Below are 19,121 nucleotides of genomic sequence, written 5' to 3' on the forward strand. Positions count from 1 at the left end.
ATTTTACGCCTCCGGCGCTTCCAGCGCGGCAAATCCGCCGTTTCCCTGCCAGCCTTCCAGGCGCTGATAGACAGTGTTTACCGCGTCCTTAATCGGTTGAGTCATCGGATAATAAAACCCGACGATATCCGGCTGGATACCAACAAAAATCACCTCGCCGACATCCTCTTTGAGCTGATCGACCAGGTAGTTGAGCGGCATATTGTGGGTGGTCATCATAAACATTTCGGCGATATCATCCGGATCGATAATGCGGATCTCGCCCGGATTAAGTCCCATGTCGGTGGCGTCGACAATCAACAGACGCTGCGGGCGCAGTTCGCGAATCGCCACAATGTCGTTTTCCGGCGCGCTGCCGCCATCAATCACCACCCAATTACCCTTCGGCTGCGCCGCACACATTTCCGCCAATAACGGGCCTGCGCCGTCGTCGCCCATCATGCTGTTGCCGACACAGAGTAAAACGTCAGTCACGAAGCCTCCTCACCATCAGGTAGATGGCGCTTTCCTGATGAATGTCATGCAGCATACTGAGCATCAGTTTGCTCCATTCTTGCTGCTGCGGGGTCTGCGCGGCGCGCGCCTCATCAAACGCGCGCGCCAGCATTTGCACATGGTTGAAATCGATGACGATCTCGCCATACTTCGGCACGCCTTCCATTTTACGCCGGGCATCGCTACCGGCTTCCAGGGTGGCGATCCACGCCAGATACTCATCCCATGGGCAGGTGAGCGCGGCCTCCAGGCAATCGATAACCCCCAGGTGGTGACCAATCGCCAGGCTGTAATAGACAACCTGCTGCGCCTCGGCAGGCGTCGCATCGTTCTCATCAATAAACTTACGGCTCAGTTGACTGAACACCACCTGTTCGCTCATCGGATACGCGCCTCTTCAACAACATGATTGAGATGGGTGACAATTTCGGTTAAACGCGGATCGTTTTCCGCTTCCAGCCAACGCGCCACTTGCTGCTCGCCCTGCCCCAACTGTGTCAGGTAATCATCGGCGATCTGACGACCATAGCGATAACCCGCCAGCCGGCGCGCCGCGCGATCCACCTTCACGCGCAGCGGCTGCACCATATCCGGATGCAGGATCTCTGCGGGCTGCTCGTCCAGCTCACCCGGCGCGCGGGCGTGGATTTTCTGCTCCAGCAGGCCAAGCGCCATCGCAAAGCCATACAGCGTCGCCGCAGGCGTTGGCGGGCAGCCTGGAATATACACATCCACCGGGACGATTTTGTCGGTACCGCCCCAGACGCAGTAGAGATCGTGGAAGATGCCGCCGCTGTTGCCGCAGGCACCGTAAGAGATACAAATTTTCGGGTCCGGCGCCGACTGCCAGGCGCGCAGCGCCGGAGAGCGCATGGCGCGGGTCACCGCGCCGGTAAACAGCAGAATATCGGCATGACGCGGCGACGGTACCACTTTGATACCGAAACGCTCGGCATCAAACAGCGGCGACAGCGTCGCAAAGATTTCGATTTCACAGCCGTTACAGCCGCCGCAGTCCACGCGGTAAACGTATGCCGAACGCTTAATATTTTTCAGTAGAGACGCTTTCATGCTGGCGATGGATTCATCCACCGTCATCGGTACCGGAATACCGTTGGCGTCACGCGGGCCTAATAAATTGCTCATTAGCTGACCTCTTTCATATGGCGAGTCAGTTCAATACGGTCGGACGGCACCAGGCATTTCTGACGCTTACAGTCCGGGCAGGTCTCAAAGCTTTCGCGGTGGTTTTCCGCGCGGCTGTCGCCGTTGTGCGCAAGCAGCGCAATGGCGTAGTCAATCTCTTTCTGTACGGCGAAAGGACGATTACACACGCGGCAGTTGCACAGCGCAAAGCGGGACTGTTGCAGGAAATCTTCTTTCTTCCACACTGCCAGTTCGTACTCTTGCGACAGTTTGATCGCCGCCGTCGGGCACACCTCTTCGCAGCGGCCGCAGAAGATGCAGCGGCCAAGATTGAATTGCCACGCCAGCTCATTGGTCGCAAGATCGGTTTCCACCGTCAGCGCGTTCGACGGGCAGGCATTAACGCAGGCGGCGCAGCCGATGCACTGCTGCGGATTATGTTCCGGCTTGCCGCGGAAGTTTTTATCAACCGCAATCGGCTCCAGCGGATAAGACGAGGTCGCCGTGCCGGTTTTGATAACTTTTTTGATAAAGGTAAACATGTCGATTCCTTATTTCAGCGGCGAGTTTTTACGCTCAATGCTGTAGCGCTCAAGTTCTTTGTACGGCACGACTTTGCTCTTCTTCTTACGCACATCGACCACGGTCATCCGGTCGGTACAGGAGTAGCAAGGGTCGAGGCTGCCGATAATCAGCGGCGCATCGGAGACGGTGTTGCCGCGCAGCATATAGCGCAGCGTCGGCCAGTTGGCGTAGGTCGCCGCACGACAGCGCCAGCGGTACAGCTTTTGGTTGTCGCCGGTCATGCTCCAGTGGATATCATCGCCACGCGGCGCTTCGGCAAAGCCGAGCGCAAAACGGTGCGGAATATAGGTAAAGCCTTCCACCATCAGCGGGCCGCCCGGTAGATTATCCAGACCGAAATCGATCATATTCAGCGAGGTGTAAACTTCGTTGATACGGACTTTCAGACGAGAAATCACATCGCAACCCTGCTCGCTATGTACTTCCATCGGCAGCAGACCGTAACCGACAAACGGGTGGTCGGCGCGGGTGTCGCGGGCGTGACCGCTGGCGCGCACCATCGGGCCGACATTACTGAAGTCGCGGGCAATTTCCGGGTCCAGACGACCGATACCCACGGTACGCTGTTCCATATTCGGCGTGCTCAGCAGCATGTCCACCAGCTCCTGCACGTCACGACGCATCTGCTGCGCCAGTTGACGGGTCTGGATCATGTCCTCTTTGAGCAGATCGCGGCGAATCCCGCCGATCAGGTTCAGTCCGTAAGTTTTGCGCGCCCCGGTCAGTATCTCTGCCATTTTCATGGAGGTTTCACGCACGCGGAAGAACTGCATAAAGCCGGAGTCAAAGCCGGTGAAGTGACAGGCCAGGCCAAGGTTGAGCAGATGCGAGTGCAGGCGTTCCACTTCCAGCAGAATAGCGCGGATCATTTGCGCACGCTCCGGCACCTGAATGCCCATCGCGTTTTCCACGGAAGTGGTGTAGGCGGTGCTGTGGGCGAAGCCGCAGATACCACACACGCGATCCGACAGGAAGGTGACTTCGTTATAACCCATGCGGGTTTCCGCCAGTTTTTCCATACCACGGTGGACGTAGAACAGGCGGTAGTCGGCGTCGATAATGTTTTCGCCATCGACGAACAGACGGAAGTGGCCCGGTTCATCGGAAGTAACATGCAGCGGGCCAATCGGCACCACGTTATTTTTCTTGTCACCCAGCTCGTTAATGAACTCGTAGGTTTCCGCATCGGTGGTCGGCGCCGGGCGCTGACGATAATCCATACTGTCTTTACGCAGCGGATAGAGTTCATCCGGCCAGTCGTCCGGCAGCACCAGACGGCGCTCGTCCGGCAGACCGACCGGGATTAAACCGTACATGTCGCGTACTTCGCGCTCACCCCACACGGCAGCCGGCACGCGCGGCGTAACGGATGGGAATTCCAGCTTATTGGCATCCACTTCAACGCGGACGGTAATCCAGCACTTCGTACCCTGCTCCATCGACAGTACGTAATAAACGGCATAGTGGCCGCACAACTGGCGTTCGTCATTACCGAACAGCACCGACAGCCACCCACCCTGCTGGTAGTAAAGAAACTCCACCACTTCCGGCAGATAGTTTACTTTCACCGTAATAGTCAGCTGATCTTTGGTCTGCCAGGCTTCGTCCAGCACGACGCCCGGAAACGCCTGGTGCAGCGCCGCAAGGTATTGTTGACCTAATTTTTCTTCAGACATGCTCAAACTCTCTTAAATCACGCCGCCAGCAAGGAGACGAAGGCTAAAAACGCAAACCCAAAACCGGCCCAGGTCACGCGTGAAGTGGCGCAAAAACGCAGTCGCGCCATGCTGTTTTCAAACAGGGCGATCACCAGTACGCCGACAATCAGCTTGACGACGGCAATCACCAGCGCCAGCAACAGTCCGCCTGCGCTGAAGGTTTCCATCTGTCCCCACGGCAGAAACACGCCGACGAACATTTGCAACACCACCAGTTGTTTAAGGCTGATGCCCCATTTCAGCACCGCAAAGCCGCTACCGCTGTATTCGGTCAACGGCCCTTCCTGCAACTCCTGCTCCGCTTCCGCCAGGTCGAACGGCAGCTTGCCCATTTCGATAAAGGTGGCGAAGGCGCAGGCGCACAGCGCCAGAATCAGCGGAATACTGCACGCGACAGGCCAGTGATAAATGGTATCGGCGATATTGCTGATATGAGTTGAACCCGCCACCTGCGCGGCGACCCACAGACCCAGCAGCAGAATCGGCTCCACCAGCACCCCGAGCATCGCTTCACGGCTGGCGCCGATCGCGGTGAACGGGCTGCCGGTATCCAGGCCTGCAATAGAGAAGAAGAAGCGCGCAATCGCGAACAGGTAAATCAGGGTGATTAAATCACCCAGTTGCGGCAACGGAGATCCAACGGTGACAACCGGCAGCGCGGTGGCGATAGTCAGCATCACGCCGACCATCACAAACGGCGTCAGGCGAAAAACCCAGCCGGAATCCGCAGGCGCAATACTCTGACGACCGAGCAGTTTGATAATGTCGCGGTACTCCTGCAACACACCCGGCCCTCGGCGATTGTGTAGACGGGCGCGCGCCACGCGAGTAATACCGGACAGCAATGGCGCAACGGCAAATAGCACCAGCGCCTGAATTAACGGATAAAACACACTCATTTTCAGGCTCCTCGTGAAACCACAATCACCACCAGCACCGCCAGCTCAATCAGCGCCAGACGACGGAACAGCACCGCGGCCGCCGCGTTCTGCCAGCCCGGCACCAGCGATACCGGGTTAAGCCATTTACGCAGTTTAAGTACCGGGGCAAAGGCCTCTTTCACCGGCATGGCAAAACCGTGCGCGGTAATCACCATCGACTGCTCATGATCGTAGCCGCACACCCAGGCCGCGCCGCGAGAACGCGACGGCAGACGGTTGCCTTTGAACATCGCCATAATGATGAACGGCAGTAGCGGACAGGCGACCAACAGCAGCGTGATCATCGGCTGCGATACGGTGGTGTGCGCGGTTTCCAGCGGCAACGGTACCGCAGTGGAAATCATCGGCAGCAGCCACGGCGCGGCAACCCCGCCCAGTACACAGCAAATCGCCAATGCCACCACGCTGACGCCCATCAGGATCGGCGCGCAGCTGGCATTTTCAGCTTCCTTCGTGCGCGGCGCGCCAAGGAACGTCACGCCGTAAACTTTCGCCATACACATCACCGCCAGCGCGCCGGTAATCGCCAGGCCAACCGCCAGCAGCGGTCCTAACAGACGACCAACAAACGCGCCGCTGTTGCCCAGTTTGAAGAAGGACTGGTAAATCACCCACTCGCCGGCAAAGCCGTTCAGCGGCGGCAACGCAGCCATCGCCATCAGACCGACCAGCATGGCGATAGAAATAACCGGCATCCGTTTACCAATACCGCCCAGTTTTTCGATATCGCGATGACCGGTACGGAACCAGATGCTGCCCGCGCCCAGAAACAGCACGCTTTTGAACAGGCTATGGTTCAGCAGGTGATAGAGCCCGCCGGTCAGACCCAGCGCGATCAGTACCGGCTGATTGAGAGCAATCCCGGTAACGCCTGCGCCCAGACCGAGCAGAATGATGCCGATATTCTCCAGCGTGTGATAGGCCAGCAGACGCTGAATGTTATGCTCCATCAGCGCGTACAAACCACCGACAAAGGCGGTGATCATCCCAAGCACCAACAGCGCCACGCCCCACCACAGCGGCGCATTGCCGCCAAGCAGAGATAGCGTGAGAATGCCCAGCAGCCCGATTTTCATCACCACGGTCGAGAACAGCGCGGCGGCGGGAGCGCTGGCGTTGGCGTGCGCCTGCGGCACCCAACCGTGTAGCGGGATAATCCCGGCCAGCAGACCAAAACCGATAACGCCGAGCAGCCAGATATCGGAGCCCAGCGGCAGTTGCTGAGCGCGTTGATCAAGCAGCCCCAGATCCAGCGTGCCGTAGCGCTGCCACACCAGCCAGCAGGCGATTGCCAGCAGCAGCGTACCGAGACGGCCCAGCGCAAACCACAGTTTGCCCTCTTTGCTACCGCCGGTGAGGAACACGGCGCAGAGCGCCATGATTTCCGCCATCACCACCATCGTCCCCAGGTTACTGGCGACCACGGCGCAGACGGCTGCCGCCATCAGCAGGTTGATCAACAGTCCGTTGGCTTTTACCTGTGGATGGCGATGCCAGTCGATATTGAACAGGCTGACGAACAGACCGCACAGCCCCAGCGTAATCAGCCAGATAGCATTCAGCGGCGTAATTTGCAGCATGTGGCCGGTAAACGGCATCACGCCGCTCACCGTAACGGCGCTGGTCAGTGCGGTGAACCCCGCGCCTGCCGTACACAGGCTGCCGACCGCGCCGCCGATACCGGCAATCCAGCCGCTCAGCGCTTTATGAAACGAAAACAGAAACGCCAGAACGGCGGCGGCGGCAAACCACGCGACGCCGCTAGTAATCAGTGAAAGTGAACTCATTATGCATCCCCACTCTGAGCCTGCTGAAACAAGGTGAGATCGCCAAAATCGGTATTAAACGTCAGCTCACGTTTACGTTTGCTGGCGCGGGCGATATCCGTGTTATCCACCAGGTGTAGCGCTTTAGTCGGGCACATCCGCACACAGGCCGGGCCTTGCTCGTCAAAGCTGCACAGGTCGCATTTCACCGCAATAGCGCGTACGCCCGGCACCCAGTCGAGCAACGTACTGACGCGCGCAGGCGCTGGCGGCGCGGGCGGCGCTTTCGGCGTATTGGCGTTCGCTGGAATATGCAGCGGACGGCTGCCGGAAAACTCAATAGCGCCAAACGGACAGGCAATACCACACAGTTTGCAGCTCACGCACAGGCTTTCATTAAGCTGGACAGCGCCGTCAACGCGATTAATCGCGTTAACCGGGCATACCGTGGCGCATGGCGCATCTTCACAGTGGTGACAAAGCTGCGGCGCAGATTCTTTTTCATTCAGCATCACTTTCAGGCGCGGCATTGACTGCAGGCCATGCTGGCGATGCGTCTCTGAACAGGCGGCCTCACAGGTGTGGCAGCCGATACAGAGAGTGGAGTCAGCAATTACAAAACGATTCACCAGGCATTCCTCAGGTGATTGTCATTTTTGACGAAAACATGCCGTTGAAATGTCATTTTCGACACTTATCGACACGCCCATCCCCAAAACATTCATGACATGGCGCAACGCCACATCGCGAATCAAAGCGGGCAACGCCTCAGGCTTATACCGCCGGGCTGTTTCCCTTTACCAATTGACGCAAATTAACCGGCGAGTTGGTTTCTACAGCGGTATAGAGGCTGTCGTAAACGCTGGCGATTTTTTCCAGATAGTGCTCCAGCACCTGCTCGCGATCGCGGTTGTTAACCCGTTCGTCAACCTTGCCGTCGATATCGAGCTGCGCCTGTGCAATCAATTGCTTATCTTCGCCATCTTTGGTTTCAACGTAGTACTCAATGGTGTGGCTGTTAAAACCATCCGCCAACGCGACGTAAATACGAAAGTGCTCAAACAGGACAAAGCAAAGATCCCTTTCCGGCGCGCAGCTCATTGCGTGATGCAGGCGCGCTTTCGAGAGGGTGATCCCCTGAACCAGCGAGTTGCAGTAAATATGCCACTGGTCCTGTAGGCGACGATGCCGTTGCGCGATGTAATCGGCCTTTTCGCTTATTTCCCAAATAGTCATGTCAGGTTACCCGTTTAACAGAGATGCCTGCGTTAAGCATTTTCCATGCCAATTTTTAACTTATTGTTTTTAATGGCAGACGCGCACAGTAACTGCCGTTTCGACGCGGTGACGACATGTCATTTCGTCATCGTCGACATTAACCTGCCAGGGGATACAAATATTGGCATAAATATTGCTTTACAGGGGCAACCACTACGGGAGGCGATATGCACGAAATCACCCTCTGCCAACGGGCACTGGAATTGATTGAACAACAGGCTTCAGCATACGGTGCAAAACGTGTGACAGCCGTCTGGATCAAAATTGGCGCATTTTCTTGCGTGGAAACCAGCGCTCTTTCCTTTTGTTTTGATCTGGTATGCCGCGGCACGATAGCAGAAGGTTGTAAACTGCACCTCGAAGAACAGGAAGCCGAATGCTGGTGTGAGCATTGTCAACAATATGTCACGTTGTTAACCCACCGTGTACGTCGTTGTCCGCAATGTCATAGCGATACGCTGCGAATTGTGGCCGATGACGGCTTACAAATTCGGCGCATAGAGATTGATGAAACTGAAGATTAATGCCGGATAGGCGCTCGCGTCGCCATCCGGCAGAAAGCCTGTAACAAGAAAAAGATCAGGAGTAAGCGATGTGTACGACTTGCGGTTGCGCTGAAGGCAACCTTTATATAGAAGGCGATGAACATAATCCGCACTCAGCGTTTCGTAGCGCGCCCTTTGCCCCAGCGGCTCGCCCGGCGCTGAATATTACCGGCATTAAAACGCCTGACTTTACCCCAAGTCAGACCGCAGAAGGCGATCTGCATTACGGCCACGGCGAAGCCGGAACTCACGCGCCTGGTATGAGTCAGCGGCGGATGCTGGAGGTTGAAATCGACGTGCTGGACAAAAATAATCGTCTGGCTGAGCGCAACCGCGCCCGTTTCGCCGCCCGCCAGCAACTGGTGCTCAACCTGGTGTCCAGCCCCGGGTCAGGTAAAACCACCCTGCTGACCGAAACGCTGATGAAATTGAAAGACCGTGTACCGTGCGCGGTGATTGAAGGCGACCAGCAGACAGTGAACGACGCCGCCCGCATCCGTGCTACCGGCACGCCCGCCATTCAGGTCAACACCGGTAAAGGCTGCCATCTTGACGCGCAAATGATCGCCGACGCCGCGCCGCGCCTGCCGCTGGATGACCGCGGTATTCTGTTTATCGAAAACGTCGGTAACCTTGTCTGCCCGGCCAGCTTCGATCTGGGCGAAAAGCATAAAGTCGCAGTGCTTTCCGTGACCGAAGGTGAAGATAAGCCGCTGAAATATCCCCATATGTTTGCCGCTGCGTCGCTCATGCTGCTCAATAAAGTCGATCTGCTGCCCTACCTCAATTTTGACGTTGAGAAGTGCATCGCCAGCGCGCGTGAAGTGAACCCGGAGATTGAAATTATCCTGATTTCCGCCACCAGCGGCGAAGGCATGGATCAGTGGCTGGCCTGGCTGGAGGCGCAGCGATGTGCATAGGCGTGCCGGGTCAAATCCGCGCCATTGACGGCAATCAGGCAAAAGTTGACGTCTGCGGCATTCAGCGCGACGTCGATCTCACATTAGTCGGCAGTTGTGATGAAAACGGTCAGCCGCGTCTGGGTCAGTGGGTGCTGGTTCATGTCGGATTCGCCATGAGCGTCATTAACGAAGCGGAAGCGCGCGACACGCTCGACGCGCTACAAAATATGTTTGATGTTGAGCCGGACGTCGGCGCACTGCTGTATGGTGAGGAGAGATAATGCGTTTTGTTGACGAGTACCGTGCGCCGGAACAGGTAATGCAGCTCATTGAACACCTGCGTGAACGCGCCGCCCTTCTTCCTTACACTGCCGAACGTCCGTTGCGCATTATGGAAGTCTGCGGGGGTCATACCCACGCAATTTTTAAATTTGGTCTCGATCAGTTACTGCCCGAAAACGTGGAGTTTATTCACGGTCCCGGTTGTCCGGTCTGCGTGCTGCCGATGGGACGCATCGACAGTTGCGTGGAAATCGCCAGCCATCCGGAGGTGATTTTCTGCACCTTTGGCGATGCCATGCGCGTGCCGGGGAAACAGGGTTCTCTGTTGCAGGCTAAAGCGCGCGGCGCGGATGTCCGTATTGTTTACTCTCCGATGGACGCGCTGAAGCTGGCGCAGGATAACCCGACCCGCAAAGTGGTATTTTTCGGGCTGGGCTTTGAAACCACCATGCCGACCACCGCCATCACGCTACAGCAGGCAAAACAGCGTGACGTGCAAAACTTCTACTTTTTCTGCCAGCACATTACGCTGATCCCGACGCTGCGTAGCCTACTGGAGCAGCCGGACAACGGCATTGACGCCTTTCTTGCGCCAGGCCACGTCAGCATGGTCATCGGCACCGAGGCGTACCAGTTTATCGCCGCCGATTTTAATCGCCCGCTGGTGGTGGCTGGATTCGAACCGCTTGATCTACTGCAAGGCGTGGTCATGCTGGTTGAGCAGAAAATAGCGGCCCTAAGCCAGGTTGAAAACCAATACCGTCGCGTGGTGCCGGATGCCGGAAACATGCTGGCGCAGCAGGCCATCGCCGATGTGTTCTGCGTTAATGGCGACAGCGAGTGGCGCGGTCTGGGCGTAATTGAATCCTCCGGCGTCCACCTGACGCCAGAGTATCAGCGCTTTGACGCCGAAGCGCATTTCCGCCCAGCGCCACAGCAGGTCTATGACGATCCGCGCGCCCGCTGCGGCGAAGTGCTGACCGGCAGATGCAAGCCGCATCAGTGCCCGCTATTTGGTAAAACATGTAATCCAGAGACCGCGTTCGGCGCGCTGATGGTCTCTTCCGAAGGCGCATGCGCCGCCTGGTATCAGTATCGTCAGCAGGAGTGTGAAGTTTGAACAATATACAACTCGCCCACGGCAGCGGCGGCCAGGCTATGCAACAGTTGATTAATAGCCTGTTTATGGAGGCCTTTGCCAACCCGTGGCTGGCGGAACAAGAAGATCAGGCGCGTCTGGAGCTGGCGCAACTGACGGCGGAGGGCGACCGTCTGGCGTTTTCTACCGATAGCTATGTGATCGATCCGCTCTTTTTCCCCGGCGGCAATATCGGCAAACTGGCGATTTGCGGTACGGCGAACGACGTAGCGGTGAGCGGCGCGATCCCCCGCTATCTCTCCTGCGGCTTTATCCTTGAAGAAGGGCTGCCGATGGAGACGTTAAAAAGCGTGGTCAATAGCATGGCGGCGACCGCGCGGGAAGCGGGTATCGCCATTGTAACCGGCGACACCAAAGTTGTGCAGCGCGGCGCGGCGGATAAATTGTTTATCAACACTGCCGGCATGGGGGCGATTCCCGCCGATATTCGCTGGGGCGCGCAAACGCTGAGCGTTGGCGATGTGCTGTTAGTCAGCGGTACGCTTGGCGATCACGGCGCCACTATCCTCAACCTGCGTGAGCAACTGGGACTGGATGGCGAGCTGGCGAGCGACTGCGCAGTATTAACGCCGCTTATTCAGACGCTGCGTCATATTGACGGAGTGAAGGCATTGCGTGACGCCACGCGCGGCGGCGTGAATGCGGTCGCCCATGAGTTTGCGGCGTCCTGCGGTTACGGTATTGAATTGTCCGAATCCGCACTGCCGCTCAAACCTGCCGTGCGCGGCGTCTGCGAGCTGTTGGGGCTGGATGCCCTGAACTTTGCCAACGAAGGAAAACTGGTGATTGCCGTTGAACGGCAGGCCGCAGATCGGGCGTTGGCGGCATTACGCGCGCATCCGCTGGGACGTGATGCGGCGCTGATTGGCGAAGTCGTGGAACGCAAAGGCGTTCGCTTAGCCGGACTCTATGGCGTGAAGCGAACCCTTGATTTGCCACACGCCGAACCATTACCTCGTATATGCTAGCAGCCTGTTGGCAGCATACTGTAGGCCGGATAAGACGCATTTGCGTCGACATCCGGCATTAACGCTGCATTAACGCCTGATGGCGCTTTGCTTATCAGGCCTACGGAGTGTGTGACCAGCGAGTTTGCGGTCAGCCATCCGGCAATAACTTACGACTTATACCTATAATTCATTTACCGTTTTCGCACCGTTTTGCGGTATTTTCCTGGAAAAGCAACATGTCGTATACACCCATGAGCGATCTTGGACAGCAAGGCTTGTTCGATATCACTCGTACCTTATTGCAGCAGCCCGATTTGGCGTCGCTCAGTGAAGCGCTTTCGCAACTGGTAAAGCGTTCAGCGCTCGCCGACAGCGCCGGCATTGTGCTATGGCAGGCGCAGTCGCAACGCGCACAATATTATGCGACGCGAGAAAATGGCCGTCCTGTTGAATATGAAGATGAAACCGTACTGGCGCACGGCCCGGTACGTCGCATCCTTTCTCGCCCCGATGCATTACACTGTAATTTCCATGAGTTTACCGAAACCTGGCCGCAGCTTGCCGCGAGCGGCCTCTACCCTGAATTTGGTCATTACTGTCTGCTTCCTTTAGCCGCGGAGGGCCGTATTTTCGGCGGCTGCGAATTCATCCGTCAGGAAGATCGTCCCTGGAGTGAAAAGGAATATGACCGCCTGCATACGTTTACCCAAATTGTCGGCGTGGTCGCCGAGCAAATTCAAAACCGGGTAAACAATAATGTCGATTATGATCTGTTGTGCCGCGAACGCGATAACTTCCGTATTCTGGTTGCAATCACCAACGCCGTCCTGTCGCGTCTGGATATTGATGAACTGGTAAGCGAAGTCGCAAAAGAGATCCACCACTATTTCAATATCGACGCGATCAGCATCGTGTTGCGCAGCCATCGCAAAAATAAGCTGAATATCTACTCCACCCACTACCTTGATGAGCATCATCCGGCGCACGAACAGAGCGAAGTCGACGAAGCCGGCACGCTCACGGAGCGCGTCTTTAAAAGTAAAGAGATGCTGCTTATCAACCTCAACGAACGCGATCCGCTTGCCCCCTACGAACGCATGCTGTTCGATACCTGGGGCAATCAGATCCAGACGCTTTGCCTGCTGCCGTTGATGTCCGGCAAGACGATGCTTGGCGTGCTCAAACTGGCCCAGTGCGAAGAAAAAGTGTTTACCACCGCCAACCTCAAGCTGCTGCGTCAGATTGCCGAACGGGTAGCCATTGCCGTGGATAATGCGCTGGCCTATCAGGAAATCCACCGCCTGAAGGAACGCCTGGTCGACGAAAACCTGGCGCTCACGGAGCAGCTTAATAACGTCGACAGCGAGTTTGGCGAGATCATCGGGCGCAGCGAAGCGATGTACAACGTGCTAAAGCAGGTTGAGATGGTGGCGCAGAGCGACAGTACCGTACTGATCCTGGGCGAAACGGGAACCGGTAAAGAGTTGATTGCCCGCGCCATTCACAACCTGAGCGGACGTAGCGGGCGCAGGATGGTAAAGATGAACTGCGCCGCGATGCCGGCGGGGCTGCTGGAAAGCGATTTGTTTGGTCATGAGCGCGGCGCGTTTACCGGCGCCAGCGCGCAGCGGATTGGCCGTTTCGAGCTGGCGGATAAAAGCTCGCTGTTTCTGGATGAAGTGGGCGACATGCCGCTGGAGCTACAGCCTAAGCTGCTGCGCGTCCTTCAGGAGCAAGAGTTTGAACGTCTCGGCAGCAATAAACTGATCCAGACCGACGTGCGGCTGATCGCCGCGACTAACCGCGATCTGAAAAAAATGGTCGCCGATCGCGAATTCCGTAACGATCTCTACTATCGGCTGAATGTTTTTCCGATCCAGCTTCCTCCGTTGCGCGAACGTCCGGAAGATATTCCACTACTGGTCAAAGCGTTCACCTTCAAAATTGCCCGCCGAATGGGGCGTAATATCGACAGCATTCCCGCCGAAACACTGCGCACGCTCAGCGGCATGGAATGGCCGGGGAACGTTCGCGAGCTGGAGAATGTCGTCGAGCGCGCCGTGCTGCTGACGCGCGGCAATGTGCTACAACTGTCACTGCCGGATATTACCGCCGTAACGCCCGATACCTCGCCTGTTGCGACTGAAAGCGCCAAAGAAGGCGAAGATGAATATCAGCTTATTATACGCGTGCTGAAAGAGACCAATGGCGTAGTGGCTGGACCAAAAGGCGCGGCGCAGCGTCTGGGGCTTAAACGAACCACCCTGCTGTCGCGTATGAAGCGATTGGGTATTGATAAAGACGCGTTAGCGTAACGGGTTGCCGGATCTGATCCGGCCAGGAGATGATGCGCGCCGTAGGCCTGGCGCTTCCCCTTCACTTCTTGCGCTGATATTTTTCCGGCAATTCCGGAACGGGGCGCTTATCGTCGATAAGGTGCCGCACGGTCAGGACAGGGTGTAGCCAAAGCATTCGCGGACCTGCCCAACGCATAATCTGCTTCATCTCCTCGCGTTTAGCCGGCTGATAGCAGTGCACCGGGCACTGCTTACAGGCGGGTTTTTCCTCGCCAAATACGCATTTATCAAGACGTTTTTGCGCGTAGGCGAACAGCGCGTCGTAATGCCCCTGCACCGCTGACGCCTGTGGGCACTGGCTTTCATACAGCGCGATCATTTTTTTGATCGTCAGTTTTTCACGAGCGATACGTTTACCAGGCATCGTGCTCTCTCCGAACATTAAGGTGTATTTATTTTACACCTTATCCCTCTTTAGCACTATCACTGCATATCGTCGCCATTTCGCAAATAAGAATTATTTTCATTTATTCATGCCTTGTGCTATATAACATAGCAAAGGCTATATTCGATGATTAATTAACCACATTGTTGCGAGGGATACTATGACGAATCTACATCGTCTGAAAACACTCCTGATTGCCGGTATTGTCGCGATACTCGCGCTATCGCCAGCCTATGCAAAAGAGAAATTTAAAGTCATCACCACGTTTACCGTTATTGCCGACATGGCGAAAAACGTGGCGGGCGACGCAGCGGAAGTCAGCTCGATTACCAAACCCGGCGCTGAAATCCATGAGTATCAGCCAACGCCCGGCGATATTAAACGAGCGCAGGGGGCACAGCTTATCCTCGCGAATGGTCTGAACCTGGAGCGATGGTTCGCCCGATTTTATCAGCACCTTTCCGGCGTACCGGAAGTCGTCGTCTCTACCGGCGTCAAACCGATGGGCATTACCGAAGGCCCGTATAACGGTAAACCGAACCCGCACGCCTGGATGTCGGCAGAAAACGCGCTGATTTATGTCGATAACATTCGCGACGCCCTGGTGAAGTACGATCCGGATAATGCGCAGATCTATAAGCAAAACGCCGAACGCTATAAAGCGAAAATTCGCCAGATGGCCGATCCGTTGCGTGCCGAGCTGGAAAAAATTCCCGCCGATCAGCGCTGGCTGGTCACCAGTGAAGGCGCGTTCTCTTACCTGGCGCGCGATAACGACATGAAAGAGCTTTATCTCTGGCCAATTAACGCCGATCAACAGGGGACGCCAAAACAGGTGCGTAAAGTGATTGATACCATTAAAAAGCACCATATTCCCGCCATCTTTAGCGAGAGTACGGTTTCCGATAAACCCGCCCGCCAGGTCGCGCGTGAATCCGGCGCGCATTATGGCGGCGTACTGTATGTCGATTCTCTGAGCGCCGCTGACGGCCCTGTGCCAACCTATCTGGATCTGCTGCGCGTCACGACCGAAACCATCGTCAACGGCATTAACGACGGACTGAGGAGTCAACAATGAGTCAATCTGCGATTACCGTTGATCAGGTCACGGTGACGTATCGCAACGGTCATACCGCCCTACGGGACGCCACTTTTCAGGTGCCTGGCGGTTCAATCGCCGCGCTGGTAGGCGTAAATGGTTCCGGTAAGTCTACGTTATTTAAAGCGTTAATGGGCTTTGTGCATCTTGCGCAGGGCGATATCACTATCCTGCAACAGTCAGTCAACAAGGCGCTGAAAAAAAACCTCATTGCTTATGTTCCACAATCGGAAGAAGTGGACTGGTCATTTCCGGTGCTGGTAGAAGATGTGGTGATGATGGGACGCTACGGCCATATGGGCTGGCTACGCCGTCCCACTGCGCATGATCACGCCTGTGTTGACGCCGCGCTGGCGCGGGTAGATATGCAGGAGTATCGTCACAGGCAGATTGGCGAGCTGTCCGGCGGGCAGAAAAAACGTGTGTTTCTTGCCAGGGCCATCGCTCAGGATGGACAGGTAATCCTGCTGGATGAACCTTTTACCGGCGTGGATGTAAAAACCGAAGCGCGAATCATCGATCTACTGCGGGAACTGCGCGATGAAGGCCGCACGATGCTGGTCTCAACGCATAATCTCGGCTCCGTCACCGAGTTTTGCGACTATACGGTAATGATTAAAGGAACCGTACTGGCCAGCGGCCCTACCGAAACCACGTTTACCGCCGCGAATCTGGAACAGGCGTTTAGCGGCGTTCTACGTCATATCGCGCTAAGCGGAGGTGAAGAGCACATCATCACCGATGACGAGCGCCCCTTTATTTCCCGGCGCGTGGCCAGCGGAGGAAAATCGTCATGAACTGGCTTGTTGAGCCGTTTGGCTACCAGTATATGCTCAACGCGATGTGGGTCTCCGCGATGGTGGGCGGTCTGTGCGCGTTTCTCTCCTGCTATTTGATGCTCAAAGGCTGGTCGCTCATTGGCGATGCGCTATCTCACTCTATTGTGCCTGGCGTCGCTGGCGCCTGGATGTTAGGGCTGCCTTTCTCGCTCGGCGCGTTTCTTTCCGGCGGACTGGCTGCAGGCAGTATGCTCTTTCTTAACCAACGCTCACGCCTGAAAGAAGACGCGATTATCGGGCTTATCTTCTCCTCTTTTTTTGGCGTCGGCCTTTTTATGGTGTCGCTCAATCCGATGTCGGTGAATATCCAGACGATTATTCTCGGCAACGTGCTGGCGATCGCGCCAGCGGATATTGCGCAACTGGCGATTATCGGCGCGGTCTCGCTGACGATTCTGCTGTTAAAGTGGAAAGATCTGATGGTCGTCTTTTTCGATGAGACCCATGCGCGTTCTATCGGGCTTAATCCGGGTCGACTAAAGCTGTTGTTTTTCACTCTATTGTCCGTCTCTACCGTAGCGGCCCTGCAAACCGTTGGGGCGTTCTTGGTGATCTGTCTCGTCGTCACGCCGGGCGCGACGGCCTGGTTACTCACCGACCGTTTTCCACGTCTGCTCATGATTGCCGTCGTGATTGGCAGCCTGACCAGTTTTCTGGGCGCATGGCTTAGCTACTGGCTGGATGGCGCCACGGGTGGAATTATTGTCGTCATGCAAACCTTACTGTTCATCACGGCCTTTATTTTCGCCCCGAAACACGGTCTGTTAGCTAACCGTCGACGCGCCCGCCTGCAGAAGGAGCCGACATGTTCTTAACAACGTTACTGGAACCCTTTCAGTTTGATTTTATGGTGAACGCCCTTATGGTTTCGGTCATTGTGGCGATTCCCTGCGCCTTGCTGTCCGTGTTTTTAGTGTTAAAAGGCTGGGCGTTAATGGGCGACGCAATGAGTCATGCGGTATTCCCCGGGGTCGTGCTGGCATATATTGTGGGGATCCCCCTGGCGATTGGCGCTTTCATTGCCGGATTATTTTGCGCTATCGCGACCGGCTATCTGGACGATAACAGCCGCATCAAACGTGATACGGTGATGGGCATCGTCTTTTCCGGGATGTTTGGCGCAGGTCTGGTGCTCTATGTTTCTATTCAATCGGAAGTGCATCTGGATCACATCCTGTTTGGGGATATGCTGGGCGTATCGCTGGGGGATATCGTACAAACGTCGGTTATTGCACTGGGTATTGCGTTAATCATAGGGCTGAAATGGAAAGATCTCCTGCTACACGCTTTTGACCCGCACCAGGCGAAAGCCAGCGGGCTGAATACCACGCTACTGCATTATGGCCTGCTATGTATGATTGCGCTGACTATCGTCGCCACGCTGAAATCGGTGGGCATTATTCTGTCGATCTCACTGCTTATCGCCCCCGGCGCAATTGCCATTTTGCTGACGCGACGCTTTGCGCGCGCGCTGGGATTAGCGGTGAGTCTGTCAGTTATTACCGCTTTTGCGGGCGTCTATCTGTCTTTTTATCTTGATAGCGCGCCAGCGCCGACCATCGTGGTATTATTTGCCATCGTGTTTATTGCGGCATTTATTTACGCAACATGGCGCGACAGGCGTAATGAAATCGTACCAGAGGCGCAAGGTTAACACTTTTTTGCCTGCTATTCAGGAAACATACGGTCATAATATAGAGTAGTTTTATGGCGCTGGAAGGATTTCCTCTGGCAGGTAACCTCATAATTTCATTACGGTTTAAGCAAAGACTTATATTCAGCTATCCTTTTTTTATGAGCGGATATAGAGAGTTTTTTATCGTTTAGCATAACGGCATTGTTATCGAATCGCTCATAAAGCGTTTCATTCTTTTTGTTTACTATACTGCTTCCCGCCGCCGGATTGGCCTGCACATATTCATTTAATCGTTGTACGCCTTGAGTATGTTTGTAAAAACTCACCGGCAGATAGCGGTCTGCTTTATCGGACGGGAGAAAAGGTTCTTCACCACACAGACGTTCACAAATATTATCTTCATGAATTTTTACTAAGTTCATAAATTCAAGCTGAAGTTTTTTGGCGAGCGCCAGGCTAAAAATACCGCATTCAGAAGAGCTTCGTTGAATGTCCAGCTCGACCATAGCAAAATAACAATCAGGCAGTTGTTCACGTTCAAGAGCTGCTTTGGTCCTCAACGCCAGTAAAGCAGGTCCAAAAGCGCTACACGCTGCTGGTTCGAACAAAATCACCGATGTCTTTCCGTCCATAACTCTAAAATCGACGACTGAAATATGGATACCTGAACTTCCCATATTTACGAGAAATCGGGCAGATTCAACGCCTTCCATTCTGGTCTCCTTTATAGAGGAAACAAGCTCATGGACTGACATAACAAATTTAAGATTTAACTCTGGATACTTCTTATTGGCCTGTGCAACAAGAAAAGGCATCATTTCGAGATCGGTTTCCTCGTAACTGATATGAATCCAGCTGCCATCTATAATTTCACTTTCCAGACGCTCAACAATACAGGTCAATGCTTCGGTGTTTAGCTCCCCGCTGACGTCAGGCTGAGGCGATAAACTCGCCCCCATATTACGAGTCGTAGGACTTAGCATACTTTTCCCTCCACATGATAGCTCCTGCACCGAAAATATCATCTTTAACTTTTCA

General features: G+C 55.3%; 21 protein-coding genes. 10 read left to right on the plus strand and 11 right to left on the minus strand.

What is annotated here, in order from left to right:
• Positions 1-3: 3 nt before the first annotated feature.
• The 9 genes from hycI to hycA all read right to left on the minus strand — a co-directional run bounded on the left by hycI (position 4) and on the right by hycA (position 7,887).
• Positions 4-474 (minus strand): hydrogenase maturation peptidase HycI, encoded by a 471-nt coding sequence (gene hycI / locus ACLJZ5_RS13140; protein ID WP_000132987.1) that lies wholly within the window; start codon positions 472-474, stop codon positions 4-6.
• The gene (locus ACLJZ5_RS13145; protein ID WP_000003725.1) at positions 467-877 is read right to left on the minus strand and encodes a formate hydrogenlyase maturation HycH family protein; all 411 of its coding nucleotides are present in this window, start codon (positions 875-877) and stop codon (positions 467-469) included. Before ACLJZ5_RS13145 ends, hycI begins: the two co-directional genes overlap by 8 nt.
• The gene (gene hycG, locus ACLJZ5_RS13150) at positions 874-1,641 is read right to left on the minus strand and encodes a formate hydrogenlyase subunit HycG (protein ID WP_000067422.1); all 768 of its coding nucleotides are present in this window, start codon (positions 1,639-1,641) and stop codon (positions 874-876) included. Before hycG ends, ACLJZ5_RS13145 begins: the two co-directional genes overlap by 4 nt.
• Positions 1,641-2,183 carry a formate hydrogenlyase subunit HycF gene (hycF, locus tag ACLJZ5_RS13155; protein WP_000493767.1) on the minus strand — a complete coding sequence of 181 codons (543 nt, stop codon included), beginning with the start codon at positions 2,181-2,183 and terminating at the stop codon, positions 1,641-1,643. Before hycF ends, hycG begins: the two co-directional genes overlap by 1 nt.
• 9 nt (positions 2,184-2,192) lie before the next feature.
• Complete coding sequence (gene hycE, locus ACLJZ5_RS13160; RefSeq protein WP_001288155.1) at positions 2,193-3,902, minus strand: formate hydrogenlyase subunit HycE; 1,710 nt, start codon at positions 3,900-3,902, stop codon at positions 2,193-2,195.
• 17 nt (positions 3,903-3,919) lie between these two features.
• Positions 3,920-4,843, minus strand: coding sequence for a respiratory chain complex I subunit 1 family protein (locus ACLJZ5_RS13165; RefSeq protein ID WP_024797817.1), 924 nt, complete (start codon positions 4,841-4,843; stop codon positions 3,920-3,922).
• 2 nt (positions 4,844-4,845) lie between these two features.
• Positions 4,846-6,672, minus strand: coding sequence for a formate hydrogenlyase subunit 3 (gene hycC / locus ACLJZ5_RS13170; protein WP_000097041.1), 1,827 nt, complete (start codon positions 6,670-6,672; stop codon positions 4,846-4,848).
• Positions 6,672-7,280, minus strand: a complete 609-nt coding sequence (gene hycB, locus ACLJZ5_RS13175) for a formate hydrogenlyase subunit HycB (RefSeq protein ID WP_001079163.1) — start codon at positions 7,278-7,280, stop codon at positions 6,672-6,674. The genes hycC and hycB overlap by 1 nt, the downstream gene beginning before the upstream one ends.
• 145 nt (positions 7,281-7,425) lie before the next feature.
• Entirely contained in the window at positions 7,426-7,887 is a 462-nt protein-coding gene (hycA, locus tag ACLJZ5_RS13180) for a formate hydrogenlyase regulator HycA (protein ID WP_000158075.1), read from the minus strand.
• A gap of 209 nt (positions 7,888-8,096) precedes the next feature.
• Here hycA and hypA point away from each other — a divergent pair, with 209 nt between their 5' ends.
• From hypA to flhA, 6 genes are all read left to right on the plus strand, one after another.
• Complete coding sequence (gene hypA, locus ACLJZ5_RS13185) at positions 8,097-8,453, plus strand: hydrogenase maturation nickel metallochaperone HypA (protein ID WP_000544461.1); 357 nt, start codon at positions 8,097-8,099, stop codon at positions 8,451-8,453.
• 68 nt (positions 8,454-8,521) lie between these two features.
• Entirely contained in the window at positions 8,522-9,394 is an 873-nt protein-coding gene (gene hypB / locus ACLJZ5_RS13190; RefSeq protein WP_024797818.1) for a hydrogenase nickel incorporation protein HypB, read from the plus strand.
• Positions 9,385-9,657 carry a hydrogenase 3 maturation protein HypC gene (gene hypC, locus ACLJZ5_RS13195; RefSeq protein WP_000334871.1) on the plus strand — a complete coding sequence of 91 codons (273 nt, stop codon included), beginning with the start codon at positions 9,385-9,387 and terminating at the stop codon, positions 9,655-9,657. Before hypB ends, hypC begins: the two co-directional genes overlap by 10 nt.
• On the plus strand, positions 9,657-10,778 hold the full coding sequence (gene hypD / locus ACLJZ5_RS13200) for a hydrogenase formation protein HypD (RefSeq protein WP_001212956.1): 1,122 nt from the start codon (positions 9,657-9,659) through the stop codon (positions 10,776-10,778). The genes hypC and hypD overlap by 1 nt, the downstream gene beginning before the upstream one ends.
• Positions 10,775-11,785 carry a hydrogenase expression/formation protein HypE gene (hypE, locus tag ACLJZ5_RS13205; protein WP_001059962.1) on the plus strand — a complete coding sequence of 337 codons (1,011 nt, stop codon included), beginning with the start codon at positions 10,775-10,777 and terminating at the stop codon, positions 11,783-11,785. Before hypD ends, hypE begins: the two co-directional genes overlap by 4 nt.
• 218 nt (positions 11,786-12,003) lie before the next feature.
• Positions 12,004-14,082: a formate hydrogenlyase transcriptional activator FlhA gene (gene flhA, locus ACLJZ5_RS13210; protein ID WP_000122691.1), complete on the plus strand. Its 2,079-nt coding sequence runs from the start codon at positions 12,004-12,006 to the stop codon at positions 14,080-14,082.
• Between the two features lie 61 nt (positions 14,083-14,143).
• Here flhA and ACLJZ5_RS13215 read toward each other — a convergent pair whose 3' ends face one another.
• Entirely contained in the window at positions 14,144-14,488 is a 345-nt protein-coding gene (locus ACLJZ5_RS13215) for a nitrous oxide-stimulated promoter family protein (RefSeq protein ID WP_024797819.1), read from the minus strand.
• A 181-nt stretch (positions 14,489-14,669) separates the two neighbouring features.
• Between ACLJZ5_RS13215 and sitA the strand changes: the two genes are divergently transcribed.
• The 4 genes from sitA to sitD are packed head-to-tail and all read left to right on the plus strand — an operon-like array spanning position 14,670 to position 18,101.
• A complete protein-coding gene (gene sitA / locus ACLJZ5_RS13220) occupies positions 14,670-15,587 on the plus strand; it encodes an iron/manganese ABC transporter substrate-binding protein SitA (RefSeq protein WP_000182930.1) in 918 nt (305 codons plus the stop codon).
• Positions 15,584-16,405: an iron/manganese ABC transporter ATP-binding protein SitB gene (gene sitB, locus ACLJZ5_RS13225; protein ID WP_000083153.1), complete on the plus strand. Its 822-nt coding sequence runs from the start codon at positions 15,584-15,586 to the stop codon at positions 16,403-16,405. Before sitA ends, sitB begins: the two co-directional genes overlap by 4 nt.
• A complete protein-coding gene (gene sitC / locus ACLJZ5_RS13230) occupies positions 16,402-17,262 on the plus strand; it encodes an iron/manganese ABC transporter permease subunit SitC (protein WP_001104336.1) in 861 nt (286 codons plus the stop codon). Before sitB ends, sitC begins: the two co-directional genes overlap by 4 nt.
• Positions 17,253-18,101, plus strand: coding sequence for an iron/manganese ABC transporter permease subunit SitD (gene sitD / locus ACLJZ5_RS13235; RefSeq protein WP_000480208.1), 849 nt, complete (start codon positions 17,253-17,255; stop codon positions 18,099-18,101). Before sitC ends, sitD begins: the two co-directional genes overlap by 10 nt.
• Positions 18,102-18,199: 98 nt before the next feature.
• On the opposite strand, the gene avrA is transcribed toward sitD, so the two are convergent.
• The gene (gene avrA / locus ACLJZ5_RS13240) at positions 18,200-19,108 is read right to left on the minus strand and encodes a type III secretion system YopJ family effector AvrA (protein ID WP_023785403.1); all 909 of its coding nucleotides are present in this window, start codon (positions 19,106-19,108) and stop codon (positions 18,200-18,202) included.
• Positions 19,109-19,121 lie beyond the last annotated feature (13 nt).

The organism is Salmonella sp. 5800 (genome assembly GCF_046558195.1).
Classification (GTDB): Bacteria; Pseudomonadota; Gammaproteobacteria; order Enterobacterales; family Enterobacteriaceae; genus Salmonella; species Salmonella enterica.